The 24,946-nt window shown below is 70.8% G+C and carries 28 protein-coding genes; 17 read left to right on the top strand and 11 right to left on the bottom strand.

All coding sequences use genetic code 11. The features are described 5' to 3' along the window. Window positions 1–21: 21 nt before the first annotated feature. From OF380_RS02055 to OF380_RS02030, 6 genes are all read right to left on the bottom strand, one after another. Entirely contained in the window at window positions 22–684 is a 663-nt protein-coding gene (locus OF380_RS02055; protein WP_264049136.1) for a L,D-transpeptidase, read from the bottom strand. Between the two features lie 332 nt (window positions 685–1,016). Then, window positions 1,017–1,880 (bottom strand): carboxylating nicotinate-nucleotide diphosphorylase, encoded by an 864-nt coding sequence (gene nadC / locus OF380_RS02050; RefSeq protein ID WP_264049135.1) that lies wholly within the window; start codon window positions 1,878–1,880, stop codon window positions 1,017–1,019. 52 nt (window positions 1,881–1,932) lie between these two features. Further along, window positions 1,933–3,486: an L-aspartate oxidase gene (locus OF380_RS02045; protein ID WP_264049134.1), complete on the bottom strand. Its 1,554-nt coding sequence runs from the start codon at window positions 3,484–3,486 to the stop codon at window positions 1,933–1,935. Further along, window positions 3,483–4,508 (bottom strand): quinolinate synthase NadA, encoded by a 1,026-nt coding sequence (gene nadA, locus OF380_RS02040; RefSeq protein ID WP_264049133.1) that lies wholly within the window; start codon window positions 4,506–4,508, stop codon window positions 3,483–3,485. Before nadA ends, OF380_RS02045 begins: the two co-directional genes overlap by 4 nt. A gap of 151 nt (window positions 4,509–4,659) precedes the next feature. After that, window positions 4,660–5,649, bottom strand: coding sequence for an NUDIX hydrolase (locus tag OF380_RS02035; protein WP_404810591.1), 990 nt, complete (start codon window positions 5,647–5,649; stop codon window positions 4,660–4,662). A gap of 151 nt (window positions 5,650–5,800) precedes the next feature. Then, the gene (locus tag OF380_RS02030; protein ID WP_264049131.1) at window positions 5,801–6,382 is read right to left on the bottom strand and encodes a sugar O-acetyltransferase; all 582 of its coding nucleotides are present in this window, start codon (window positions 6,380–6,382) and stop codon (window positions 5,801–5,803) included. Between the two features lie 200 nt (window positions 6,383–6,582). On the opposite strand from OF380_RS02030, the gene thiE reads away from it, so the two are divergent. The 15 genes from thiE to OF380_RS01955 all read left to right on the top strand — a co-directional run bounded on the left by thiE (window position 6,583) and on the right by OF380_RS01955 (window position 17,898). Then, complete coding sequence (gene thiE / locus OF380_RS02025; RefSeq protein WP_264049130.1) at window positions 6,583–7,293, top strand: thiamine phosphate synthase; 711 nt, start codon at window positions 6,583–6,585, stop codon at window positions 7,291–7,293. Window positions 7,294–7,321: 28 nt separating this feature from the next. Then, the gene (thiD, locus tag OF380_RS02020) at window positions 7,322–8,128 is read left to right on the top strand and encodes a bifunctional hydroxymethylpyrimidine kinase/phosphomethylpyrimidine kinase (RefSeq protein WP_264049129.1); all 807 of its coding nucleotides are present in this window, start codon (window positions 7,322–7,324) and stop codon (window positions 8,126–8,128) included. 86 nt (window positions 8,129–8,214) lie between these two features. Beyond that, window positions 8,215–8,844, top strand: a complete 630-nt coding sequence (locus OF380_RS02015; protein WP_264049128.1) for a helix-turn-helix domain-containing protein — start codon at window positions 8,215–8,217, stop codon at window positions 8,842–8,844. Between the two features lie 204 nt (window positions 8,845–9,048). Next, the gene (locus tag OF380_RS02010; RefSeq protein WP_264049127.1) at window positions 9,049–9,510 is read left to right on the top strand and encodes a hypothetical protein; all 462 of its coding nucleotides are present in this window, start codon (window positions 9,049–9,051) and stop codon (window positions 9,508–9,510) included. Window positions 9,511–9,639: 129 nt separating this feature from the next. Beyond that, the gene (locus tag OF380_RS02005) at window positions 9,640–9,777 is read left to right on the top strand and encodes a hypothetical protein (protein ID WP_264049126.1); all 138 of its coding nucleotides are present in this window, start codon (window positions 9,640–9,642) and stop codon (window positions 9,775–9,777) included. Next, window positions 9,774–9,881 (top strand): gamma-glutamyltransferase, encoded by a 108-nt coding sequence (locus OF380_RS02000; RefSeq protein ID WP_264049125.1) that lies wholly within the window; start codon window positions 9,774–9,776, stop codon window positions 9,879–9,881. Before OF380_RS02005 ends, OF380_RS02000 begins: the two co-directional genes overlap by 4 nt. Further along, the gene (locus OF380_RS01995; RefSeq protein WP_318784420.1) at window positions 9,872–10,246 is read left to right on the top strand and encodes a hypothetical protein; all 375 of its coding nucleotides are present in this window, start codon (window positions 9,872–9,874) and stop codon (window positions 10,244–10,246) included. Before OF380_RS02000 ends, OF380_RS01995 begins: the two co-directional genes overlap by 10 nt. A 460-nt stretch (window positions 10,247–10,706) precedes the next feature. Continuing rightward, a complete protein-coding gene (locus OF380_RS01990) occupies window positions 10,707–11,465 on the top strand; it encodes a GntR family transcriptional regulator (protein ID WP_264049124.1) in 759 nt (252 codons plus the stop codon). Continuing rightward, complete coding sequence (locus OF380_RS01985; protein WP_264049123.1) at window positions 11,462–12,223, top strand: ABC transporter ATP-binding protein; 762 nt, start codon at window positions 11,462–11,464, stop codon at window positions 12,221–12,223. Before OF380_RS01990 ends, OF380_RS01985 begins: the two co-directional genes overlap by 4 nt. Continuing rightward, window positions 12,223–13,041, top strand: coding sequence for an ABC transporter permease (locus OF380_RS01980; RefSeq protein WP_264049122.1), 819 nt, complete (start codon window positions 12,223–12,225; stop codon window positions 13,039–13,041). The genes OF380_RS01985 and OF380_RS01980 overlap by 1 nt, the downstream gene beginning before the upstream one ends. 58 nt (window positions 13,042–13,099) lie before the next feature. Beyond that, window positions 13,100–14,086 (top strand): ABC transporter substrate-binding protein, encoded by a 987-nt coding sequence (locus tag OF380_RS01975; RefSeq protein WP_264049121.1) that lies wholly within the window; start codon window positions 13,100–13,102, stop codon window positions 14,084–14,086. A gap of 59 nt (window positions 14,087–14,145) precedes the next feature. Then, a complete protein-coding gene (locus OF380_RS01970) occupies window positions 14,146–15,162 on the top strand; it encodes a zinc-binding dehydrogenase (protein WP_264049120.1) in 1,017 nt (338 codons plus the stop codon). Window positions 15,163–15,173: 11 nt separating this feature from the next. Beyond that, on the top strand, window positions 15,174–15,593 hold the full coding sequence (locus OF380_RS01965) for a PaaI family thioesterase (RefSeq protein WP_264049119.1): 420 nt from the start codon (window positions 15,174–15,176) through the stop codon (window positions 15,591–15,593). Next, window positions 15,590–16,390: a VOC family protein gene (locus tag OF380_RS01960; RefSeq protein ID WP_264049118.1), complete on the top strand. Its 801-nt coding sequence runs from the start codon at window positions 15,590–15,592 to the stop codon at window positions 16,388–16,390. Before OF380_RS01965 ends, OF380_RS01960 begins: the two co-directional genes overlap by 4 nt. Then, the gene (locus OF380_RS01955; protein WP_264049117.1) at window positions 16,387–17,898 is read left to right on the top strand and encodes a class I adenylate-forming enzyme family protein; all 1,512 of its coding nucleotides are present in this window, start codon (window positions 16,387–16,389) and stop codon (window positions 17,896–17,898) included. The genes OF380_RS01960 and OF380_RS01955 overlap by 4 nt, the downstream gene beginning before the upstream one ends. Window positions 17,899–17,988: 90 nt before the next feature. Here the strand turns inward: OF380_RS01955 and OF380_RS01950 are convergent, their stop codons facing one another. The 5 genes from OF380_RS01950 to OF380_RS01930 form a co-directional block, all read right to left on the bottom strand. Continuing rightward, window positions 17,989–18,582 (bottom strand): ABC-type transport auxiliary lipoprotein family protein, encoded by a 594-nt coding sequence (locus OF380_RS01950; protein ID WP_449818057.1) that lies wholly within the window; start codon window positions 18,580–18,582, stop codon window positions 17,989–17,991. Between the two features lie 105 nt (window positions 18,583–18,687). Further along, window positions 18,688–19,770, bottom strand: coding sequence for an MlaD family protein (locus OF380_RS01945; RefSeq protein ID WP_264049115.1), 1,083 nt, complete (start codon window positions 19,768–19,770; stop codon window positions 18,688–18,690). A gap of 68 nt (window positions 19,771–19,838) precedes the next feature. Next, entirely contained in the window at window positions 19,839–20,675 is an 837-nt protein-coding gene (locus tag OF380_RS01940; protein ID WP_264049114.1) for an ABC transporter ATP-binding protein, read from the bottom strand. 21 nt (window positions 20,676–20,696) lie between these two features. Continuing rightward, window positions 20,697–21,836 carry an ABC transporter permease gene (locus OF380_RS01935; RefSeq protein WP_404810590.1) on the bottom strand — a complete coding sequence of 380 codons (1,140 nt, stop codon included), beginning with the start codon at window positions 21,834–21,836 and terminating at the stop codon, window positions 20,697–20,699. A gap of 63 nt (window positions 21,837–21,899) precedes the next feature. Then, window positions 21,900–23,123, bottom strand: a complete 1,224-nt coding sequence (locus OF380_RS01930) for an MFS transporter (protein WP_264049112.1) — start codon at window positions 23,121–23,123, stop codon at window positions 21,900–21,902. A 150-nt stretch (window positions 23,124–23,273) separates the two neighbouring features. On the opposite strand from OF380_RS01930, the gene OF380_RS01925 reads away from it, so the two are divergent. Both OF380_RS01925 and OF380_RS01920 read left to right on the top strand, forming a co-directional pair. Beyond that, the gene (locus OF380_RS01925) at window positions 23,274–24,386 is read left to right on the top strand and encodes a hypothetical protein (protein ID WP_264049111.1); all 1,113 of its coding nucleotides are present in this window, start codon (window positions 23,274–23,276) and stop codon (window positions 24,384–24,386) included. Window positions 24,387–24,464: 78 nt separating this feature from the next. Then, complete coding sequence (locus OF380_RS01920; protein WP_264049110.1) at window positions 24,465–24,917, top strand: DUF1489 family protein; 453 nt, start codon at window positions 24,465–24,467, stop codon at window positions 24,915–24,917. Window positions 24,918–24,946 lie beyond the last annotated feature (29 nt).

Raw genomic sequence — 24,946 nt, 5'->3', positions numbered from 1 at the left:
ATCCGTTCGGTTCGGGACGGCTCAGCGCTGGACGATGACCTTCGCGCCGACCTTGGCGCGGGTGTAGAGGTCGGCCACGTCGTCGTTGGTCATGCGGATGCAGCCCGAGGACACGGCGGTGCCGATCGTCTCCGGCTCGTTGGAGCCGTGGATGCGGTAGATCGAGTTGCCGAGATACATGGCGCGGGCGCCGAGCGGGTTCTCCATGCCACCCTTCATGAAGCGCGGCAGGTCGGGACGGCGGCGGAGCATCTCGGCCGGGGGACGCCAATCCGGCCATTCGCGCTTCATCGTGATGGTCTGCACGCCGCCCCAGGTGAAGCCCGGGCGACCGACGCCGACGCCGTAGCGCAGGGCCTTGCCGTCACCCAGCACGTAGTAGAGGCGGCGCTCGGCGGTGGAGACCACGATAGTGCCGGGGGCATACCCGCCCGCGAAGGCGACTTCCTCGCGCTGGATCGCCGACATCTGCGGCACGGCGGAGGCCGGGGTCATGGGGTCGGCCGGCAGGGAGGCGTTCGCGGTCGGCAGGGCCACCGGCTCGTTCTGGGGGCGCACCCGGATCACCAGGGCGTTGTCCAACGGCTGGCGGGTGAGGGGGTCGATCTCGTAGGCGGCAGCGGGCGACGCCCACGCGCCCAGCGCGCAGACGAGCCCGGTCAGGGCGGGGGCGAAACGGCGCATCGGAGCCTCTCGAAGGCGAACGAAACTTGCGGAAACGATCTGGAAAACTTGACGCACGTTACGGTGCGAAGTCTGCCCAAGACGTAAACGCTCACGCTTCAAAGCCAAGCTCTATCCACGCCACCGCGACGCTTGCCCCGGCGTCGTGATTTCGTGGCAACACCGTGGCGGACCCCGATTCGCTCGATGCCTCGGAAATGACCGATCCGGGCTTCGCTCGGGCGCCGTACCGGCCCGGCGGCTACCCGCCCGCCGGGGATCCGCACCCCGCATGGTCCCCGTGGCTTGCGCGAAACTGATCTTCGCGTCCCCGGTCTTCGCCGAAAAACGCTTCAGACCGCGTCGAGGCCGAGGTCGATGATCGGCGCGGAGTGGGTGATCCAACCGCAGGAGATCAGGTCCACCCCGGAGGCCGCGACGGCGCCCACCGTCTCGCGGTTGATCCGCCCCGAGGCCTCGGCGATGGCCCGGCCGTCGATCATCGCCACCGCACGGGCGAGCTGGTCGGGGGTCATGTTGTCGAGGAGCACGGCGTCGGCGCGCACCGACAGGGCCTGTTCGAGCTGCTCCAGGGTGTCCACCTCGACCTCGATCTTGACGAGGTGGCCGGCATAGGCCCGGGCCCGTTCGATGGCCGGGACGATGCCGCCCGCCACCGCCACGTGGTTGTCCTTGATGAGCACCGCGTCGTCGAGGCCGTAGCGGTGGTTCGAGCCGCCGCCGGCCCGCACGGCGTGCTTCTCCAGCGCGCGCAGGCCCGGGGTGGTCTTGCGGGTACAGACGATGCGGGCCTTGCCGTGCGGGCGGGCCGCCTCCACCAGGGACGCCGTGGCGGTGGCCACCCCGGACATCCGGCACAGGAGGTTCAGGGCGACGCGCTCGGCGGTGAGGATGGCGCGGGCCGGACCCGAGAGGCGAAGCACCACGTCGCCGGGCGCCACGCGGGCGCCGTCGCCGCGCTCGACGGAGACCGACACGGCCGGATCAATGAGGCCGAAGGCGAGGATCGCCGTATCGACGCCGGAGATCACCCCGTCCTGGCGCGCCGCGATGACACCCTCCAGGCGGGCTGAGGCCGGTACGATCGCGTCCGTGGTGATGTCGCCCGCCCGGCCGAGATCCTCCAGGAGCGCCGCCCGGACGATCGGCTCCAGCATCAGGCGGGGCAGGGGGGCGAGGTCGGTGCGGTCGGGCATGGCTGCTGCCTTTTTCAGAATGGTGAGACGCGCGGAATCGAGCCGCGCGGGATCAGGCCGCGACGACGTCCCGTCCGGGCTCGACGGCCTCGGCCATCGCCCGCAACTCCGCCCAGGTCACCTCGGTGTGCCGGGGCGGCTGCTGGGCCGGGTGGTCGCTGCGCCAATGGGCGCCGCGACTTTCCCGCCGCGACAGGGCGGAGGCCGCGATGGCCAGCCCGGTCAGGGCCGCGTCGCTGCCGGCCCGCGCCGCCGGACCGAGGTGGCGCACCGCGTCGGCGAGGCCCTCGGCCTCGCGCACGACGCCGACCTGCCGCTCCATCACGCCCCGCAGGAGGCCGAGATCGAGGGCGTCCGCTGCCGGTTCCGCGAAGGCGTGCGGCTGGATGGGCAGGGCGGGGGCCGGCAGGGCGGCCACCGCCTCGGCGATCCAGGGCGCGAAGGCCATCGCCTCGAGGAGCGAGTTGCTGGCCAGACGGTTGGCCCCGTGCAGGCCCGTGGAGGCGACCTCGCCGCAGGCGAACAGGCCCGGCACCGTGCTGGCGCCCGCCGCATCCACCATCACGCCGCCCATGTGATAATGCGCGGCCGGACGGACCGGGATGGCCTGGAGGCGCGGGTCGATGCCCGCCGCCGCGCAGAGGCCCGCGACGGTGGGGAAGCGCGTGGCCATGCGGTCGCCGAGGGCGCCCCGGCAATCGAGGTACACCTCCGCGCCGCGCGCACGCGCCTGGAAGATGCCGCGGGCCACGACATCGCGGGGCGCGAGGTCGCCCCCCGTGATGCCGGCCATGACCGGCGCGCCAGTTCCGTCGATCAGGCGCGCGCCCTCGCCGCGCAGGGCCTCGGTGGCCAGCGGCATCGGATCCGCGCCGCAGGCGATGGCGGTGGGGTGGAACTGCACGAACTCCATGTCCCGCAGGGTCGCGCCGGCCCGCGCCGCCAGGGCGAGGCCGCGACCCGTGGCCCCGCGCGGGTTCGTGGTCGAGGCGTAGAGCGCGCCGACGCCGCCGGTGGCGAGCACCACGGCGCGGGCCGGCAGGGCGAAGGTCGCGCCGTCGCGGGCGCAGACCACGCCCGCCACGGCTCCGCGCGCGTCCCGCATCAGGTCGCGCGCCTCGGCCACGAGCACCGTGACGGAGGGCGTGCGGCCGACCGCCCGCACCAGGGTTTCGAGGACGATGCGGCCCGTGGAATCCCCGCCGGCCCGCACGATGCGGCGGCGCGAATGCGCGGCCTCCAGCCCGAGGGCGAGGGCGCCCGCTTCATCGCGGTCGAAGGGTGCCGCGAAGCCCACGAGCCAGTCGATCAGTCCGGGCCCGGCGGCGGCCACGCGGGCGGCGACATCGGTCTCCGTCAGCCCGGCGCCGGCCGCCAGGGTGTCGGCGGCGTGCAGTTCGGGGTCGTCGTCCGCGCCGATGGCGGCGGCGATGCCGCCCTGCGCCCAGCCCGTGGCGGTCCCGATGCCGAGGGGGGCGGCGGTGACCAGGGTGACGGGGCGCGGCGCGAGCCGCAGGGCCGTGGCGAGACCGGCGATGCCGGCCCCGATCACGACGATGCGGTCGGAGTCGGGACGCGCGAAGGAGAAGGGTGCGTGCGCGTTCATCGGACCCGCACCGCCAGCATGCGCTCCACCGCCATCCGGGCCCGCTCGGCGAGCTCCGGCTCCACCGTGACCTCGTGGGTCATGGTCTCGAGGGCGTGGCGGATGTTCTTGAGGCTCATGCGCTTCATGTGCGGGCACAGGTTGCAGGGCTTGATGAACTCGATGTCGGGATTGGCCGCCGCGATGTTGTCGCCCATGGAGCACTCGGTCACGAGCACGACCTGCTTGGGGCGCTTCTCCAGGACGAAGTTCATCATCATCGCGGTGGAGCCGGAGAAATCCGCCTCGGCGACCACCTCGGGCGGGCATTCCGGGTGCGTGATGACGGTGACGCCCGGATAGCTCTCGCGGACCTCGCGGATGTCGGCGGGGGTGAACTGCTCGTGCACCTCGCAATGCCCGGCCCAGGTCAGGATCTCGACCTCGGGCACCATGGCCTGGACGTTCTGGGCCAGGAATTCGTCGGGGATCATGAGCACGCGCGGCGCGTTCAGGGAGCGCACCACCTCGACAGCGTTGCCCGAGGTGCAGCAGAGGTCCGACTCCGCCTTCACGGCGGCCGAGGTGTTGACGTAGGTCACGATCGGCACGCCGGGATATTTCGCGCGCAGGCCCCGCACGTCGGCGGCGGTGATCGAATCGGCGAGCGAGCAGCCGGCCCGCATGTCGGGGATCAGCACCGTCTTGGCCGGGTTCAGCAGCTTGGCGGTCTCGGCCATGAAGTGCACGCCGGCGAGGACGATCACGTCGGCATCCACCGTCACGGCCTCGCGGGCGAGCGCCAGGCTGTCGCCGACGATGTCCGCGACCGTGTGGAAGATCTCGGGCGCCTGGTAATTGTGCGCCAGGATGACGGCGTTGCGCGTCTTCTTGAGCTCGAGGATCGCCGCGACGTCGTCGGCGAGCGCCGGCCACTCGATCGCGGGCACGTGGCGGCTGACCCGCGCGTAGATGTGCGGCAGGGGCAGGCCACCGGGAAAGCCCTGGACCATGATGCCGTTCGGGTGACTGGTCGCCGCCATTGACGCGTCCTTACTTATGCTCAATCTGAGCATTGCGCCGACTAACGTAGGCGCGCCGTACCGCCTTGTCCAGATATGCAGCCTTTGAGCATAACGTTTTTGCGATGCGAGAATGACGCTGCAGCGCAAATGTCAGGGCGGGACCGTCGCTTCAGGCGGGCCGGCGCTGCGGTCGCAGGCGGAAGCCCGGGGCCGGGCGTTCGAGCAGGACTTCGCGGCGGAATCGCACGAGGCGGGCCGGGCGTCCGGTGGCACCGCTGGTGACGCCGTCCGTCTCCTCCACGAGCCCCTGCTGGGCCACCAGCCGCCGGAAGTTCTGCTTGTGCAGGTTGGTGCCCGAGAGCGCCTCCACGGTGCGCTGGAGCTGGAACAGCGTGAAGGTCGGCGGCATCAGTTCGAACACCACGGGGCGGTACTTGATCTTGCCGCGCAGGCGCCCGATCGCGGTGGCGAGCACGCGGCGGTGGTCGAGGGCCATGGGCTGGCCCGTGATCCGCAGGTCGGCGTCCCCGGCCGCACCGGCCTGCCCCTGCGCCTCGGGGATCAGGCCGGCCTCGAACAGCAATTCGTAGCGCTCGAGCACACGCTCCTCGTTCCAGGCTCCGCCACAAAGGCCGAAGGTCAGGCCGAGGCGGTCCTCGCGGCGGCGCCGCAGCTTCGGGTCGCCGGCGCCCTCCGCCCAGGCGAGGAGTTGCGCCTCGATCTCGCCGAGCGATTCGGGCCGTCCCGCCCGCCAGTCCTCCCACGGCAGGAAGCGGTACCAGTTGCGCCAGGAGGCTTCCGCGAGCCCCGCCGGGCGGACCTCGCGCACGAGGGCGAGGTAGGCCACCGAGAGCGAGTGCAGCCCGCCGGCATCGTCGCCCTGCCGGTCGCGGTCGCCGAAGGTGTAGAGCTGTTCGACGTAGCCGAGGCGCTGGTGGGTCTGGCGCTCGACCCAGGCGCGCAGGCCCCGCTCCAGGGTGGGGTGCTCGGGCACCAGCGGGCCCGCCGGCAACCCGTCCGAGCGGCCCCGGGCCTGGCCGCCGACCTGAACGGTGAGGGCGCGCGGCTCGCCGTCGGTGGCCGCGACGATCACGGCGACGAGCCCGACGGCGGACGGGTTGGGGAGGCTCCCCTCCCGGCTCCGCTGAGTCTCCTCCACCGTGGTCACGCCGTCCGATCCCCGCCCGATATCCATGCCGCCCGCGCGCCGCTCACCAACCCGCCGGACGCCCCGCGTCCCGTGGGACGCCTGCGCGTTGCCTAGCGGGTCATGGCATATCGGGCGCCCGCGATGAACGTGTAATAACGCGTCACGCCACGGGGGATGTCCCGCCCGCGCGCCGCGGCAGGATGCGCGCCGGGTTGCCCGCCACGGTCGCGCCGGCCGGCACGTCGCGGGTGACGACGGCGCCGGCGCCGACGATGGCATCGTCGCCGACCGTCACGCCGGGCAGGATCAGGGCGCCGCCCCCGATCCAGACGTTGCGTCCGATCCGGATCGCGCGGGCGAATTCGAGGCCGGCCTCGCGGGGACCGGGCTCCCGGGGATGGTCGGGGGTGAGGATCTGGACGCCGGGGCCGATCTGCGTCCGGTCGCCGATGCTCACGGGCGCGCAATCCAGGATGACGCAGCCGAAATTGAGGAAGACGTGCGCGCCGAGGCTGATGTGCAGCCCGTAATCGCAGTGGAAGGGCGGGCGCACCACTGCGCCCTCGCCGACGGCGGCCAAGCGCTCGCGCAGGAGTTCGCGGCGGACCGAAGGGGGCTCGGTCAGGGACGCATTGTAGCGCTGCATCCAGAGCTTGGCGCTGTGGTGGTCGGCGTGCAGTTCCGGATCGTCGGGATGGTAATGCGCGCCGGACAGCATCTTCTGCTTCGGGGTCAGATCCATCGGGTCTCGGGGCTCCTCGGCGGGTCGAGGACGCAACGCCACGGGGACCGGCAAGGATCCCGGGCTCCGCTGCGCGGCCTCGGCACGGGCCGTCGCGCCGGTGCTCGCCCGTCTCTCCCGCTCCGAGGGGGCCAACGCCTGATGACAGCGTGACGGCACGCTCTAGAATGGCCGCGTGGATGAACCGGGTGAGGCAGGGTGTGATCGAACGGGATGAAGGAAAAGCCGGAGGGCGGCGGGTCGACCTGCGACTCTACGGCCTGCTCGACACCGGAATCTCCGGCCATGACGGCGCGAGACTCGCCGCGATGGCGGTCGAGGCCGTCCGGGGCGGCTGTACGCTCCTGCAATACCGCGAGAAATCCATCGACAACGCGCGCGCGGCCCTGACCCGCATCCGGGCGATCCACGTGGCGCTGGCCGGCAGCGGCGTGCCGCTCCTCGTCAACGACCGGGTCGACCTCGCCCTCGCGGCCGGCGTCGAGGGGGTCCATCTCGGCCAGGGCGACCTGCATCCGGCGGATGCGCGCCGCCTGCTCGGGCGCGACGCGATCATCGGGCTGACCCTCAAGGCCGGCCCCCAGGCCGACGAACTCTACCGCCTGCCCGTGGACTATGCCTGCATCGGCGGCGTGTTCGCGACCGCGAGCAAGGACAACCCCGATCCGCCGGTGGGCCTCGACGGCCTCGCCCGGATCGTCTTCCGGGGCCGCCTCGCGCGCGGGGCCGCATTTCCCCTCGGGGCCATCGCGGGGATCGACGCCAGCAACGCGGCGGCGGTGATCGGGGCGGGGGCGGACGGCATCGCGGTGATCTCCTCCCTGTTCTCCGGCGAGTCCGTGGAGGCGCGCGCGCGCGACCTGCGCTTCCGGGTCGATTCCGCCCTCGCCGCGCGGGGTGCATCGGCCTAAGCTGCCGAAAAGCTCTGGGGACGACGTCATGACACCGATCGCGGTCACCATCGCGGGATCCGATTCCAGCGGGGGCGCGGGGATTCAGGCGGACCTCAAGACCTTCGCGGCGCTGAGGGTCTACGGCGCCAGCGTCGTCACCGCCCTGACGGCGCAGAACACGCGGGGGGTCCAGGCGATCCACGACGTGCCGGCCGATTTCGTCGCGGCGCAGATCGACAGCGTGTTTTCGGACCTCGCCGTCACGGCCGTGAAGATCGGGATGCTGTCACAGGTCGCCACCATCGAGGCGGTGGCGGCGGGGCTGGCGCGCCATGCCGGCGCGATTCCGTTCGTGCTCGACCCCGTGATGGTCGCCACCTCGGGCGACCGCCTGATCTCCGAGGCGGCGGTGGACGCCCTGCGCCGCCACCTGCTGCCGCTGGCGGCCCTCGTCACCCCGAACCTGCCCGAGATCGCCACGCTGATCGACGAGCCCGCCGCCGTGAGCGAGAACGACGCCGTAGCACAGGGCCGCCGCCTCCTCGCCCGGGGCGCTCGCGCCGTGCTGGTGAAGGGCGGCCATGCGGCCGGACGCGAGAGCGTCGACCACCTGATGGAGGCCGATGGCCGGCTGCGTCGCTTCGCGGCGCCCCGCATCGAGACCCGCAACACGCACGGGACGGGCTGCACCCTGTCTTCGGCCGTCGCGGCGGGGCTCGCGCACGGTCTGCCCCTGGTCGAGGCCGTGGCCCAGGCCAAGCGCTACGTCTCCGCCGCGATCGCCCGCGCGGACAGCGTACCGGTGGGCCATGGACACGGCCCGGTGCATCATTTCCATGCCCTCTGGGCCTGACCGCGCCTTGCGCCGACCCGCCGTTTGCGTTTGAAGTAACGTACAAGCGTCCGGTTCATGGAACGGATGCGCGGAAGTCAGGGACGATGGAAGACCAGGTGACGACGTCCGAACGCGGACGGCAGCGCGAAATTCTCACCGGAGCGCAGGTGCTCTCCGGCCAACTCGGAAAGACGATCCAGCGCCTGCGCAAGGCCTATAACCTCTCGCTGTCCGAACTCGCGGAGCAATCCGGGGTGGCGAAATCGATCATCAGCCAGATCGAGCGCAACGAGACCAATCCGACGCTCGCCACGATCTGGCGCCTGAGCCAGGCCCTCGACGTGTCGATCGAGCGGGTGCTCGCCACCAGCGACGAGGAACCCTTCATCGAGAAGACCTCTCGGGCCGACACGCCGATCCTCGTCTCGGACGACGGCAAGGTGCGCCTGGCCATCATCGGTTGGATCAAGACGGTCGAGTGGCTGCAATGGTACGACGTCAGCGCCGATCCGGGCGGACAGCTCGATTCCGACCCGCACCAGCGGGGGTCGGTCGAATCGCTCACGGTGACGTCCGGCCTGATGGAGGTCGAGGTCGCGGGCACCGTCCAGCGCGCCCGCGCCGGCGAGACCCTGCGCTACCGCTGCGACCGGCCGCACACGGTGCGCTGCCTCGGCACGGAGCCGGCAAAGGCCGTGATGGTGGTGATCATGAAGGCCGCCGTGATGGAGTAGGGCGGCCGGCGGGGTGCGACCGCATCCGCTTCGCTGCCTGATCCCGTCCGCCACTCCAAGAAAGCAGTGTGTTCGGATCGGAAGCGGTGCGCCGCCGCTTCCGGATCTTTCCCCGATCGAGCAGACCCGGATGGGTTTGCTTCCGGAACAGCCGAGCCGGTGCGAACCTGATGCATCCTCAGCGCGAGCCCGAGAGGAGGATCCGTGCCGGTCACCCAACGTCAACTCGCGGCCTCGCTTCGCGCCTGTGCGCACATCGCGGACCGTGAGGCGATCGCCGGCTTCCTCCTCGATCCGGCGACGCAGCCGAGCATCAACCCCTTCCGGACGACCTCGGCCGGGGCGCAGCGCAGCACCTGGGCCGGGCAGAGCTTCGAGTTCCGCACGTCCCGCACGCCGGCGCTCGGCCTCGCCTGCCTTCTTCGAGCGCTCGACGTCCTGCAGGGCGACGAGGCGCTCGTGCAGGAGATCTTCGGTTCGGGCCCCTTCCGGGCCTACGTCTATCATCGTGGCGACGGATGCCAGATCGTCGGTGCCGTGCTTCATGGCCGAGGGTCCGTGGCGTTGCCCGCCGTCACATCCCCGGCGCCGCGACGGACCACGCGGCGATCATCGCCGACGCATGCGAGGCAGCTGGATCTCTTCGCGTTCGCGGGGCCGGGATGACCCGTTCCGAAGCGATGGCATCGCGTGGCTGGATCGACGCGGCCCAGGCCTGCCTCCGCGCCCGCAGACGATGCCCGGCTGTCTCGCTCGGCGTTCTTCCCGTTGCTCTCGTCGGAGGGAACCCGCTTCGTGACGCCGCTCAACGGGACCACCGGCCACCCCTCCGTGCGGATGCCGATCTTCGGCCGCAACATGGTCTCGCCCTCGCACGCGCTCGCGGCCCGGGCCGGCATCCGCATGCTCTGGCAGGGCGGCAACGCGGTGTGAGCTTCATCCAGTCGAACGTCATGAGCTTCGGCTCGGGCGTGGTGGTGCCCGAATGGGGCCTGTCCCTGCAGAACCGCGGCTACGGCTTCCGCTGGTGCGGATGATCGACCACGGCCAGAACCCGCAGGCCGCCTGCGACGCGCCGCGCTGGCGCTTCAATGCCGGCCTGGAGATCAACGCCGGGGCGACCATGCCGGCGGCGACCCTCCAGGGGCTGCTGGACCGGGGCCACCGGGTCGACGTGATCGAGGACAGCCACCAGGATTTCGGCGCCCGCCGGTTCATCCCGCGCATGGGCGATCCCGCGACCGAGGGCTATGTCGATCCCCCCGACGCGCGCAGGTCAGGCCAACCCGATCGCACGGAGGGGCGCTTCGGGGTGTGGCAGGCCATCTCCCCTGATCGCCTGTCCAAAGCCGCCCGCGCCCTCAGACCTCGGGCCCGCTCGCCCCTCGGCTTTCAAGCCTGATCGTCGGCTGCCACGCCGCCCAGCTTCCGTGAGCATTTCCGCCGAGGCCAGAGGCGCCCAAAGGCGCGCCGCGTTCCTCGAGTGGCCCGCCAGCCGTTGGAGAGTGCCCGCCAAACGGTCCGGTGCGCGTGATCCGACCCCTCGATCGGCATCGCGACGCATCGTTGGGAGCAGATCGCACCAGCAGGAAAATGCAGTCGAACTACAAATCCTCTAAAAGCGACAGTCGATAGATGTATCAGTCTTGGCTTCAGCTTAATAAAATACAATATTCTATTCACAGAGATGGACAAACGATCTACAAGATCTTTCTGAGCCGCTCACCAGTGATGGTGGGCCGATCAATTTGCATCTCGGATGCGCATCCAAACCCCCGGATCATCCGGCAGGGCATTTGTACTCGGCGGAGCCGCCGGGACACGCCGATGCGAGTGTCGGAGGGGACACGTGGGAGTTCATCGTGAAGGCTGAAGAACGTCTTCGCGACGCGCCGGCTCGGACCGGTCTCGTCGCCGTTCCCGACGCGACGCTGAAGGGCAACGCGGCCTATGAAACCCTGCGGCGCGAGATCGTGTCCTGCCGCCTGCTGCCCGGCACCCGCTTCACGGAAGCCGAGGTCATGGAGCGGTTCGAGCTCGGCAAGGCCAGCTGCCGCATCGCCCTGCAGCGCCTGACCCAGGACGGCTTCGTCACCTCGATGCCGCGCCACGGCTACCGGATCGTGCCGATCAGCGTGAAAGATGTCGACGAGGTGTTCGCGCTGCGCAGCGAACTCGAGCCCCTGGCCGCCCGGGGCGCCGCGGGACAGGTGAACCGCGCCCAACTCGAGCGCCTGGAGCAGGCCTGCCGCCAGCGCATCGAGGTCGATGTCGGCAACCAGATCGACTTCTTCCTGGAGGCCAATCGCAGCTTCCACATGGCGATCGCGGTCGCGTCCGGGAACCGGCGCCTGTGCCGAACCCTGTCGGGTCTGCTCGACGAGATGACCCGGCTGGTCGCCCTCGGCTTCGGCGTGCAGGGCGTGCGGCCCAATATCGAGAACGACCACACCGCGCTGATCGAGCATCTGGTGGCGGGTGATGCCGAGAGCGCCGCCCGGGTGGCGCGCCGGCACGTCGAAACCTTCCGGGAGATGGTCCTGGAGAAGATCATCGCGAGCCTGCGCGACACGGCTGTCATACCGGCCGGTCTTTCGCGCAGCCCGGGAGACGCCCGATGAACGCGATCGAGTTCGATCGGGTCAGCAAGTGGTTCGATCAGCGCGGCGGCACCCCCCTCCACGTGCTCGACACCGTCACCGTCGCGATCCCGCAGCAGGCCATCGTCGCGATCCTCGGTTCGTCCGGCTGCGGGAAGAGCACGCTCCTGAACATGATCGCGGGCCTGCTCGAGCCGGACGAGGGCGCGATCCGCCTCGACGGCATCCCTTCCCACGCGTTCCGGGACTGGCGGGCGATGACCTACATGTTCCAGGAGGATCGGCTCCTGCCCTGGCGCACGGCCGCCCAGAACGTGGCCTTCGGTCTCGAAGCCGGCGGGATGCGCCGGTCCGAACGGGAGCACCGGGTCGAGGATACCCTCGCGCTCGTCGGCCTCGCGGGCTTCCGGGACGCCTATCCGCACGAGCTGTCCGGCGGCATGCGCAGCCGGGTGGCGCTGGCCCGCAGCCTGGTCACCGAGCCGCGGATCCTGCTCCTCGACGAGCCGTTCTCGAAGCTCGACCCGGGCATTCGCGCGCAGATGCATGCCGAACTCCTGCGCATCGCGGCGCTTCGGGCGATGACGCTCGTCTTCGTCACGCACGACGTGGAGGAAGCGGTCGTGCTCGCAAACCGGGTGGTGGTGCTCCACCCCCGGCCCGGCCGGATCGGCGAGATCCGCGATATCGATCTGCCCTATCCGCGCGATCCCCTGTCCGAGGCGGTCACCGAGGCGGTCCGTCGCCTGCGGATCAGCCTGTCCACCGCGAGCGCGTGATGCTGGCCCAGACACCCGCGCGCCTCGTTCACGGACCGAGGCGATCCGACGCCCGGCGAGGCTGGGCCGGAGCGATCCTGCAGCGCCTCGCTCTCCTCGTCCTGGCGCTGATCGCCTGGCAGCTCGGTTCGCTGCACGCGCCGAGCTTCGTCCTGCCGAGCCCGACCCGGGTCTGGTCCGCCTGGAGCAGCCTCGTGGTCCAGCCGAGCTTTGCGGCCGATCTCGGCATCACCTTCTGGCGGATCGCCGCGGGCTTCGCGCTCGCCACCCTCGTCGGCCTGCCGCTGGGGCTCCTGCTCGGTGCGAGCCGGACGCTGGGCGGCTTCTTCGAGCCCGCACTGACGGTGATGAACACCGTCTCCTCGACGATCTGGGCGATCTTCGCGCTGATCTGGTTCGGCTTGTCCAATTGGACGACGATCTTCGTGGTCTTCATGACCGCGATGCCGTTGATCCTGACCAACGTCTGGCAGGGCACCCGGACGGTGAGCGCCGAGCACCTGGAGCTCGCCCGGACCTTCCGCATGCCCGGCAGCAAGGTGCTCACCAAGATCTATCTCCCCACCATCCTGCCGAATTTCTTCTCCGGGGCGCGGCTCGCCTTCGGCTTCGGCGCCCGCGTCAGCCTCGTCGCGGAATCCCTGGGGGCCAGCAGCGGCATCGGCTACCGGCTCCGCCAGGCCGCCGACCTGGTGCAGACGGACCAGGTCTTTGCTTGGACGCTCACCCTCGTGACCCTGATGATTGGACTCGAGAGCTTCGTTCTGAAGCCGATCGAACGGCAACTCTTCGCGTGGAAGAAGACCACTCAGTCGTGAATACGGCTGAACATGCGGAATACATGGGCCAGCAGTAGTCTGGAATTCGGAGAAGAGCGTGAAGCGGATTCGATATCTCACGGCCGTGGCCGCATTCGCGCTCGGAAGCCTGTCGGGAGCCCCCGCACGTGCCGAAACCGTGCGGATCGGCTACTGGAGTTCCGGCGTCAGCCTCGGCTTCGGCGCCGTCCTCGAGGCGGGCCGGTACATGGAGAAGGAGGGGCTCACGGTCGAGTACGTGAAGTTCCCCGACGTCAATGCGCCGACCAAGGCAATGGCGGCCGGCGCGATCGACTTCGCGATCGGCGCGAGTGCCGGCACCGCCTTCAGCGTGATCGCCGACGGCTTGCCGCTCAGCATCGTCCTGGCGAGCCAGGTCGCCGACCTCGACTTCGTCGTGCCCGAGGATTCGCCGATCCGGCAGATGGCGGACCTGAAGGGCAAGAAGATCGGCACTTCGCCCGCCGGCAGCGCCACGGCGGTGATCACCGCGGCGATCCTCGCGACGAACTACGGCATCGCGAGCGGGGACTACCAGGGCGTGCCGGGCAACGACCCGCGCCTCGCGCAGTTCCTGGCCCAGAAGGACATCGACGCGGCGGCGCTGCGCACGGTCACGATCGCGCTCCTGCCGGAGATGAAGCTGCGCAAGATCGGCAGCTTTCGCGAGGAGTGGCGCAAGATCACGAACTCCGACGCGCCGCCCGTGCTCGGCGTCGGCCTGATGCGCAACGCCTGGATGACGGAGAACCCGGGCGGCCCCGCCAAGGTGGTGGCGGCCATGCGCAAGACCTACGAATTCGGCCGGTCCGACAAGGCGGCGGTCGCCAAGGCGCTGCGGGATGCGGCCAACCTGAGCGAGGCGGACGCGAAGGCCTACGCCGCCCTCTGGGACAGCATCTACACCGTGCGGATGGAGCCGGCGGACGTCGCCTCCCTGCGCCAGGTTTTCGAGGTTTACAGGACCGTCGGCGCCGTGAAGGGCGACCTGCCGGCCTCCGCCCTCGTCACGGCCCCCTACGAGGCCGCGAAGGCGGTCCGCTGACCGCCGCCTCCTTCGTCTCCCCTGAAATCCAACGATCATTCTGAAGAGGACGCAACGTCATGGCGCGTACGATGCGAGCGCTCGTGCTCGGGCAGCACGGCGATATCGAGGATCTGAAGGTCACCGAGGACCATCCGTATCCCGAGGCCGGTCCCGGCGAGGTCGTGATCCGGGTCGGTGCCTCGTCCTTCAACTACCACGATGTCTTCACCGTGAAGGGCATGCCCGGCATCAAGGTGCCGTTCCCGGTGGTGATCGGCCTCGACATGGCGGGACAGATCGTCGAGGTCGGCCCGGGTGTCACTCCCTGGCGGGACGGCGACCGGGTGCTCGTGAACCCGCTCAACAAGGCCAAGGGCCTGATGGGCGAGATGCTCGACGGCGGCATGGCCGAGTATTGCCGCGTCTCCGCCGACCAGCTCATCGCGATGCCGCCGGACGTGAGCTACGTGGACGCGGCCTCGCTTCCGGTCGCCTACGGCACGGCGCACCGGATGCTGATCACGCACAAGACGATCAAGGCCAGCGACCGGGTGCTGATCCTCGGCGCCAGCGGCGGCGTCGGCACGGGCTGCGTGATGCTCGCCAAGCAACTCGGCGCCGAGGTGATCGCCTGCGCCGGCAGCGCCGAGAAGGCGCAGCGCCTGAAGGAGCTCGGGGCCGATCACGTGGTGAACTACCACGAGACCGACTTCTCGAAATGGGCGATCCAGCATTACGGCAAGCCCCAGCGCCGAACCTACGAGGGCGGCGTGGACGTGGTGATCAACTTCACCGGCGGCGACACCTGGGTCCCGTCCCTGAAGTGCCTGAAGCGGGGCGGGACCTTGCTGGTCTGCGGCGCCACCGCCGGTCACGATCCCAAGGAGGACCTGCGCTACATCTGGAGCTTCGAGCTGAAGGTGATCGGCTCGAACAGCTTCTACCACGACGACCTCTCGGCGCTGATGGAGATGATCCAGGCCGGCACGCTCAAGCCCACCATCGACAAGGTCCTGCCCCTCGATCAGGCGGCGGAAGGCCTGCGCCTGATCCGCGACCGCGAGGTCCTGGGCAAGATCGTGGTCACCCCCTGAGGAGCATCGCAATGTCCGACACAATCCTGACCAAAGAGCAGGTCGAAGCGCTCCTCCTGCGAGGGCCCTTCCACCAATGGCTCGGCCTCGGCGTCGTCTCGGTGGGCGAGGGCGAGATCGAACTCCGGGCCACATGGCGCCCCGAATGGGTCGTCAACGCCGAGCGCGGCTACACGCATGGCGGCATCCTGGCGACGCTCGTGGACCTCACGGCCGACTGGGCGCTCGTCTCGAAGACCGGCCGGGGCGTGCCGACGGTCGACCTGCGCGTCGACTATCACCGGGCCGCGATGCAGGGCGACCTGACCTGCCGGGGCAAGGTCGTGAAGTTCGGCGGCCAGATCTCGGTGGCCGAGGCGCAGATCCTCGACGGCGAGGGCCGGCTGCTCGCGAGCGGACGCGGCGTCTACATGACCGCACCGGCCAAATGAGCGCGGCCGCGACGGGTGGCGTCCTCGACCACGTGGTGATCAACGTCCAGCGCCGCATGGACGAGGCCGCCGCCTGCTTCGCGGCGCTCGGCTTCCAGCTGACACCCCGTGGGCACCACTCCCTCGGCTCCATCAACCACCTGATGATGACGCCGGGCGCCTATCTCGAACTGGTCGGCCTGCCCGAGGCCGGTCCGCAGCGTCAGGACATCATCGACAGTCCGTTCGGCCTGAACGGCCTCGTCCTGAGGAGCCAGGACGCCGACGCCACCCAGGCCCGCCTCGCGGCGGCGGGCCTTACCGCCGGGCCGCCCGTGGCCTTCTCGCGGCCGGTGACGGTCGACGGAGCCGTCGCGGAGGCCCGATTCCGCACCGTACGCCTGCGCGCGGACCTGTTTCCCGCCGGGCGACTCTACCATTGCGAGCATCTGACGCCGGAACTGGTCTGGCGGCCCGACGCCTTCGAGCATCCGAACGGGTTCCTCGGGCTCGACACCCTGACGGTCGAAAGCCCCGATCCCGAGGCAGAGGCGGGCCGCTACGCCGCCGCCTGCGGGGCCCCGGCCGCCGTCATCGACAGGGCCTGGCGGATCCGCCTCGACGGCATGACGATCACGCTCGTCCCGGGGGAGCGGGCGTGCTTCCGCGATCTCGGCCTCGTCTTTGACGGTCTCGACGCCCTCGCGGCGCGGGCCCTGTCCCTTCCCGGGGCCCATTGGACCCGGCTCGGCCCGGGAACGGGGGCGCTGGCGCTCCCCGCCTTCGATCTTCATCTCCTGTGTCGACATCGATCATGAAAGCCGTGACGAATCTCGGTGCCTTCGTCGATCGGAGCGGCGATCCCGAGCGGCCCCTGATCATCGGGGTCCGGCCCGGCGAGGAGCACGAGATCATGAGCCGCGCCGGGTTCGAGGCGCTGGCGGACGCCTTCGCGCGCGGGCTCCTGCGCGGCGGAATCCGCCGCGGCGAGCGGATCGCGATCCTCTCGGCCAACCGGGCGGACGCCCTCGCCGCGCTCCTCGGCGCGATGCGGGCCGGCGTCGTTCCGGTGCCGGTGAACCATAAGTTCCCGCCCGCCACGATCGCGCGGGTGATCGCGGATTGCGGCGCGCGGCTGATCCTCTGCGACGGGCCGCGCCGGGCGCAGCTCAACGGTCTGGGGCCGGACACGCGCGTCGCCGCGTTCGACGCCGAGGGCGGCGCGAGCTTCGCAGCCTGGCTCGATCCCGGCCCCTTCGAGCCCATCGCCCCCGAACCGGACGAGGCGGCCCTGTTCCTCTACACCTCGGGGTCCACCGGCCGGCCGAAGGGCGTACGGCTCTCGCATGCGAGCCATCTCTGGGTCGTGCGCACCCGCATGGCCGGAACCGACCTGCGCGGGGACCGGATCCTCATCGCGGCGCCGCTCTACCACATGAACGCCCTGGCCCTGGCGCTCCTCGCCTGCGCGGCCGGCACGACGGTGGTGCTGCTGCCGCAGTTCGAGGCGAAGGCCTATCTCGACGCGATCAGCCGCTACCGCTGCACCTGGCTGACAGCCGTGCCGCCGATGATCGCGATGATGCTGCGTGAGGACGAGGCGTTGCGGGCGGCCGATCTCACGAGCGTGCGCGTGGTGCGGATGGGCTCGGCACCGGTCAGCGAAGCCCTGGCCCACCAGATCCGCGCGCTGCTACCGAACGCACGGATCCTCAACGCCTACGGAACCACGGAAGGCGGCCCCGTCGTCTTCGACGGCCATCCCAACGGCCTTCCGATCCCGGTCGACTCGGTGGGCTATCCTCATCGCGAAGTGTCGGTGCGCCTCGTCGGCCCGGACGCGCCCGATACCGGGGTCCTGCAGATCCGCAGTCCCGCGATCATGCTGGGCTATCACGACAGGCCGGAGGTGCGCAGCCCGATCACGCCCGACGGCTACTACGACACCGGCGATGTCTTCCGCCGCGACCGCGACGGCATGCACTATTTCCTTGGCCGGACCGACGACATGTTCGTGTCGGGTGGCGAGAACATCTTCCCCGGTGAGGTCGAAGCGGTCCTCCAGGGCCATCCCGATGTGCTTCAGGCCTGCGTGGTGCCGGTCGACGACGCGATCAAGGGCACCAAGCCCGTGGCCTTCGTGGTGCGCCGGCCCAACGGATCCGTCGACGAGGCGGGCCTGAAGGCGCACGCACTCGCCAACGCCCCCGCCTACCAGCATCCGCGCCGTGTCTGGTTCATCGACGCGATGCCGTTGGCCTCGACCAACAAGATCGACCGCAACGCCTTGCGCCAGCGTGCGGAGGACCTGCTGCGGACCGGCTGAGATCGGCGAGCCCGCTGCGGATCGGATCCCCATCAGCCGCCGCCGGAGCCCCGAAGCGAACGCCCGGAGTCGAATGAGACCCGCGGCGCCTCAGCGCCCGGAATTGACCCAGGCGACCATCTCGGCGAGCACCCGCGCCAGGGCGGCGTCGAGGCCCACTGCGGCGCTGCCGGCATCGACCTTCGGCACGGGCACGCGCGCGGTGAAGATCCGCGCGGCCACCACCTTGCCGGTGCCCTCCGCGACGATCTTGGCCGAGATATCGACCACGGCCTCGCCGGTGCCGGCCGCGATGTCGAAGGCCCGGATCTCACTGATCAGCTGGAACTCGGAGACGATCTTGTCGCCGGGGCGGCTCACCGATTTCAGCCGCCCGGAATTCTCCAGGCTCTGGATCAGGCGGGTCTGGATCAGGCGGGGCAGACGGTCGGCCCATTGGCCGCCCCCGAGGAACGAGAGCGCGCCGCCGGGCTCGCGCACGATGATGCGGTCCGCCTCGAAGGGCTGGATGCCCACCGGTTCGGCCACGCTGAACGCGCGCGCGGAGGTGCCGGCCCGGCCGGTCGCGGGCAGGGCGGCGAGGTCGAAGGTCAGCGGCACCGCACCCCCGCCGCAGCCGCCGAGCGCGGCAGCCAGGAACATCGCGACGAGCGCGGGGGCTGTCTTGGGGATCGTCATACGCATTCCGGAAAGCCCGTCACCGCGCAGGCGCGCGGCGTGGCGGTAAACTAACGTATGTCGCTGGTGGTGCCGTGCGCCGCGACACCCTCGGCCCGGGAACTCACCGGATCAGCGGCCACCGTTGTATTCCGGCAACGATGGCTTGCCGCCGAAGATCACCTGGCTCGGATCGCGCTCCAGGCTTTTGACCGTCCGGTTCAGGGTGTTGAGCGTCCGCTGGCCGTCGGTCGAGAGGGCCTCGACCTCGCGCCGGCCGGTGCCGCTCAGGCGGTTGAAGCTGGTGGCGATGTTCGAGGTGCGCTTGTCGAGGTTCTCGGACAGCGTCCGGAAGGCGCGGCCCGCGTCGCGCACCGAGATCGCGGCCTCGCGCACCTCCGTGAAGGTGCTGGTGCCGGCCGAGCCGGAGGCCGAGCCGAGGAAGCCTTCCGCGCCCTTCAGCACCGCGTCGACCCGGTCCGCCGAGGCGTTGAGCTTGGCGGCCAGCGAGCGGGCGTCCTTGAGCGCGCCCTCGATGTCGGGGCTGCCGGCGGCGAGCGCCCCGGAGAAGCGCTCGGCGTTGTCGATGACGCGGTTGAGCTTCTGCCCGTCGATGGCCTTCACGAGGCCGCTCACCGCCGGGCCGGCCTCCGCGAGGGTCTTCGAGAAGGCCTCCACGTTGGCGAGCGTGCGGGTGATCGCGCCCTCGTTGCCGGCCACCACCTTGTCGAGGCGCTGAAGCACGTCGTCGGCGCGCTGGGCGATCTGCTTGGCCGCCGCCATCATGTCCTGGATGTCGGAGGAATCCGCGAAGATCGTCGGCATCTGGTCGCCGGATCCCGGGGTCAGGGCGGGCGCATCGGCGTTGCCGCCCGACAGCGAGATCGTGGAGACGCCGGTCAGCATCGCGGAATCGAGGCGGGCGCGGGTGTCGGCCCGCAAGGGGGTGGTGCGCTCCACCTCGACCAGGGCGACCACGCGGCGCGGATCCTGCGGCAGCAGGCGCACATCCGTGACCTCGCCGACCTTGATGCCGTTGAAGGCGACGGTGGAGCCCTTGGCGAGGCCGCCGACGCTGCCGGAGAACACGATGCGTACCGCCTGCCGGACCTGGCTGCGCGAGCCGCCCTGGAGCCAGAACACGAATCCGAAGGCCGCGACCAGTACGGCCAGGGTGAAGGCGCCGATCAGGGCGTAGTTCGCGCGGGTCTCCATCGGATCAGCGATACCTTGGGGGGATGGGGCGGGCGCGGTGCGGGGTCGCACCTGTCGCGTCGGCGGCGTCAGGCGCGGGCATGCGGACCTCCCTGAGGGACGACCGCGCGTCCGCGCTTGCCGTGGAAGTAGGAGCGCAGCCAGGGATGGTCGCTCTCGAGCATCTCGGCGATCGTCCCCTGAGCGATGATCTGGCCGTCGCCCAGCGCCGCGATGCGGTCGCAGGCCGTGTAGAGGCTGTCGAGGTCGTGCGTGACCATGAACACGGTCAGCCCCAGGGTCTGCTTCAGGGTGGCGACGAGTTCGTCGAACTCGCCGGCGCCGATCGGGTCGAGCCCGGAGGTCGGCTCGTCGAGGAACAGGATCTCGGGGTCGAGGGCGAGGGAGCGGGCGAGCGCCGCACGCTTGATCATGCCGCCGGAGAGCTCGGACGGCAGCTTGTCGGCGGCATCCGGCTTCAGGCCCACCATCTCGATCTTGAGGCGGGCGAATTCGTCGAGGAGCCGCTCGGACAGGTTGAGATGCTCGCGCATCGGCATCTGGATGTTCTGCTTGACGGTGAGCGCCGAGAACAGAGCGCCCTGCTGGAACAGAACGCCCCAGCGCTGCTCGATCTGGCGCCGGCGGGCGACGGTGAGCCCGTCCACGTCCTCGCCGAACACCTCGATGGTGCCGGCGCGCTTCGGCACGAGGCCGAGGATCGTGCGGGTGAGCACCGACTTGCCCTGGCCCGACGGGCCGACGAAGCCGAGGATCTCGCCCCGGCGGATGTCGAGGTTCAGCCCCTTCATCACGATCTTGTTACCGAAGCCGACGACGAGGTCGCGGACCCGGATGATCGGGGCCGGCGCCGCGCGTCGGGGCGCGCCGGAGGTCTGCGGGTGCGGGGCGGACAGGGTCTGCATGGATTTCGGGGATTCGGGCCTTCAGAAATCGATCGCAGCGAAGAAGACGGCGAACAATCCGTCGAGGACGATCACCATGAAGATTGACTTGACGACTGAGGCCGTGACGTGGCGGCCCAGCGACTCGGCCGAGCCCTCCACGGCGAAGCCCTCGATGGTCGCGATGATGCCGATGATCAGCGCCATGAACGGCGCCTTGATCAGGCCGACCGCCACGTGGTGCAGCGACACCGCCGCCTGCAGACGGGCCAGGAACGCGTCCACCGTCATGCCGCCGTAGAGCGCGGCGGTGAGCCCGCCCCCCGCGAGGGCCGCCAGGGAGGCGAGGAAGGTCAGGATCGGCAGGCCGATGACCAGCGCCAGGATGCGCGGCACGATGAGGATTTCGATAGGGTCGAGGCCCATCACCCGCAGCGCGTCGACCTCCTCGCGCATCCGCATCGAGCCGATCTCGGCGGTGAAGGCGGAGCCCGAGCGGCCCGCCACCATGATCGAGGTCAGGAGCACGCCGAGCTCGCGCAGGATCAGGAGCCCGATGAGGTTCACCACGAAGCTCTGGGCGCCGAAGCGCTGGAGCTGGAAGATGCCCTGCTGGGCGACGATGCCGCCGACGAGGAACGAGATCAGGACGATGATCGGCACGCCCCGGAAGGCGACCTGCTCGATCTGGTTGACGAGGGCCGTGCCCCGGAAGGTGCCCGGCCGGGCCGCGACCCGGATGCAGGCGGTGACCACTTCGCCGAAGAAGGCGAGGCCGGTGACGAAATCCGATTTCGCTCCGACCACCCGGCGTCCGAGATCCTCCAGGAAGCCGATCAGGCGTCCGCGCGGCGCCGGGGCGGGCTCGGCCGCGCGCAGCTTGACCTCGCTGAGCAGGATGCGGTGTTCCGGGGCCGCCCCCGCATAGGCGAGGCGCCCTCCGGCGGCCTCGATCTCGGCGCGGGTCCGCTCCAGCACCCAGGCTCCAAGGGTATCGAGGCGGACGACCTGGCTGAGGTCGACGACGACGGCGACACCCGCGGCGGTCCCGATGATCCGGGCGGCGGCGGCTTCCACGGCGGCCCCCTGGTCGGCCGTCCAGCGTCCGGACAGGCCGACGCGTCCGCCGTCCTCGATGACCGCTTCGGCGGCCTCCGCACCGGTCCTGATTTCGGCCTTCACCACCGGCGCCGCGCTCCATGCCGCGAGGAGTCATCGCCCATCGCGGTTACCGAACGGTCAAGGTTAATCCCGTCGTCGTGCCTGCTGGCCCACAAACGTGGTGGTGTGAAGGCCGAAAGCGTGAGCGGCCCGCGCGGCGCGTGCCACCAGGCACAGGCCGGCGAACGCCAGGGGCGCCATCAGCGCGAAGGCGAGGGGGCCGCCGCCCGCCTGGTAGGCGACGCCGGTGAGGAGCGTCGCGCTGGCTGAGGCGAGCGCCCCCGCCGAGCTGACCGTACCCTGCGCCCGACCCCGGGCCCCGTCCGGCGCGAAGCGGGACACCGCCGCCATGGCCCCGAGCTGGGTCGCGCCGAAGGTCAGGCCGTGCAGCACCTGCAGGGCGATCAGGGCCCCGAGCCGCTCTCCGAACCACGCCATCCCGAGGGCGCGCAGAAGGGCCGCGCCGCCGCCGAGCGCAAGCAGCGCGAAGGGACCGCGCCAGGACGGCGGAAGCCGCCCGATTCCGGCGAACAGCAGGATCTCGGAGGCGACGCCGATGGCCCACAGCGTGCCGATCCAGGAGGGTGGAATCCCGTGCGTGCTCCAGTGGATGCTGCCGAAGGCGTAGATCGCCGCATGGCTCGACTGGATCAGGGCCGCGGCGCCGATGGAGAGCCAGAGCACGGCGGGCAGGCGCGGGCGCGGCGCCTCCGGATCGCGCGGCGCCGCGGGCACCTCGACCCGGGCGACGAGCGCCACCGTCGCCGCAATGAGCGCCAGCAGCGTCAGGAGCAGGGGGATCGCCAGTTGCTCACCCATCGCCCCGAGCGCCGCGCCGCCCGCGAGATTGGCGAGGAGGAAACCGATCGATCCGGCCATGCGGATGCGCGCGTAACTGAGGCGCGCGCTGCGGCGCACGGCGCTGAGCGTCATGTAGTCGATGCTCGGCACCAGGGGGGCGGCCGCAACCGCGTTGACGGCGATCAGCAGGGCGAGCAGGGGCCAGCCGATGGCGGCGCCGGCCGGCATGAGCGCATAGGTCGCCGCCAGGACGAGGCTTCCGGTGAGCAGGATGCGCTGCGCGGCGACACCCCGGTCGATCAGGCCCACCAGCGGCGCGGTCGCCACGATGCGGATGGCGATGGGTAGGGCGAGCAGGGCCCCGATCACGGCGGCATCGAGCCCGAGCGCGTTCAGCCAGACCGGCATGAACGGCATCGCGATGCCGATCTCGACGAAGACGACGGCGTAGAGGACCGAGAGCCGGAGGGCCTTCGGCTCCGGCGGGGCGGGAGCGATGCTGGACACGTCGACCGGGCGGGACGAGGGGGCCTCCGGAGCGGAGCCCGAGGCGGAACTGCGTAAAGCCGGCGTTAAAGCGATCGTGTCAACCTGCACGGGATTTGCAGCACCCGCCGCCGCGCGCCGGGTCGCCGCACCGCCGAGGATCCGTGCCTGATGTCGAGTTCCCGTTCTCTGACGTCGATCGACGTTTCGGAATACGATCGGATCGAGGCCGCGATGAGCGAGAGCGAGCGCGGGCGCTGGTTCCTGCAGGAATACCTCGCCCGCAACCGCGCGCACGACACCGGCATCCTCCTCGACGCGATCGGACGGCTCGAATCCGCGGTCACCGGTGACCGCGACGGGGGCCAGATCGGCCGCCTGCGCGGGGACGTGATGGACATGGCCCATGCCATCGCCCGGACCAAGGCGGAGATCGCCGCCATCCATGCGCCGGACCACGACCAGAGCCGCCTCGGCGGCGCCTCGGCCGCCCTCGACGCCATCGTGCTCTCCACCGAGCGCGCCACCTCCGACATCCTCGGCGCGGCCGAGCAGGTGCAGGAAGCCGCCTGGACGCTGCGCGAATCCGGCTCGGACGCGGCAATCTGCGACGAACTCGATCGGCGCGCCACGGCGATCTACACCGCCTGCTCGTTCCAGGACCTCAACGGGCAGCGCACGGCTCGGATCATCCACACCCTGCGCTACCTCGAGGACCGCCTCGCCGCGATGATGGCGATCTGGGGGGACGACCTCGACACCGTACCGGCCCCGCCCGGCTCGGCCCGCTCCGTCGTGGTCCCGGTCGATCTCTGCCAGAGCGACGTCGACCGCTACATCGACATGGATGCCTCGTCGGCCGCGCCGATCCCTCCGGCCGACCGGATGCCCGCCGGCGACATGGTTGCCGACGACGTCGTCTTCCGCGAGGTGACCACCCCCGGGACGGCGCCGGCCCCCGAGCCGGCGGCTCCCGAGCCCGTCACGGAGGTCGAGGGTGAAGCGGCTCTGTCTTCCGAGCCGGACACGGTCGCGCCGGACATGGATGAGCCCGCGACGGAGATCGTCATGGCTCACCCGCAGGTCGAGACCTTCGAGGAGTCGCCCAGCGACGACGCCGACGATGCGGTGACCCCGGAGGCGGGTACCCCGGTCGACGCGGTGGCGCAGGCGATGGCGAGCGCCGCCGAGCCGATCGATCCCCCGGAACAGACGGACATCGCGAGCGCCTTCGCCGAGATCGACGCCCTGTCCGAGGAGGAGCGGCGCGCACTGTTCTCCTGAGGCCCGCGCGGGGTCAGCGGCACGGAGTCGCGCCATCGACGCGGCGCACGCACCCGACACCGCTGCTACAAGCCCGCGATGCCCGCCTCGCCGCCCCTCCACCTGCTGAAGCTCTGCGTCGGCCCCGCCAGCGTGGGCGAACTCGAAGCGCGGATCGCGCAGAACCGCGACGAGGCCCTGCGCCTCGGGCGCGCCCCCGTCCCCGTCCACACCACCCGGATGCTGCCGACCCGGGCCGGCGAGATCGTCGGGCGCGGCTCGATCTACTGGGTGATCAAGGGCACGCTGCTCTGCCGGCAATCCATCAGCGCCATCATGCCCTTCACCGACGCCGACGGCATCGGCCGGTGCCGGCTGGTGCTCGATCCGATCGTCACCACCGTGTCGCCCCGGCCGTGCCGTCCTTTCCAGGGCTGGCGCTACCTGAAGGCGGAGGACGCGCCGGCCGACCTCGATGCCCGCACCGCCGGCGGTCTCGCCGAGATGCCGGAAGCCTTGCGCCGCGAACTCGCGAGCCTCGGGCTGATCTGACCGGCCCGCCCATTCCCGACCCGCGAACG

The organism is Methylobacterium sp. FF17 (assembly GCF_025813715.1).
In the GTDB taxonomy this organism is placed as follows: Bacteria; Pseudomonadota; Alphaproteobacteria; order Rhizobiales; family Beijerinckiaceae; genus Methylobacterium; species Methylobacterium flocculans.
Note: the sequence above shows the minus strand (reverse complement) of the source record. Positions and strands in the feature narration are given on the sequence as shown.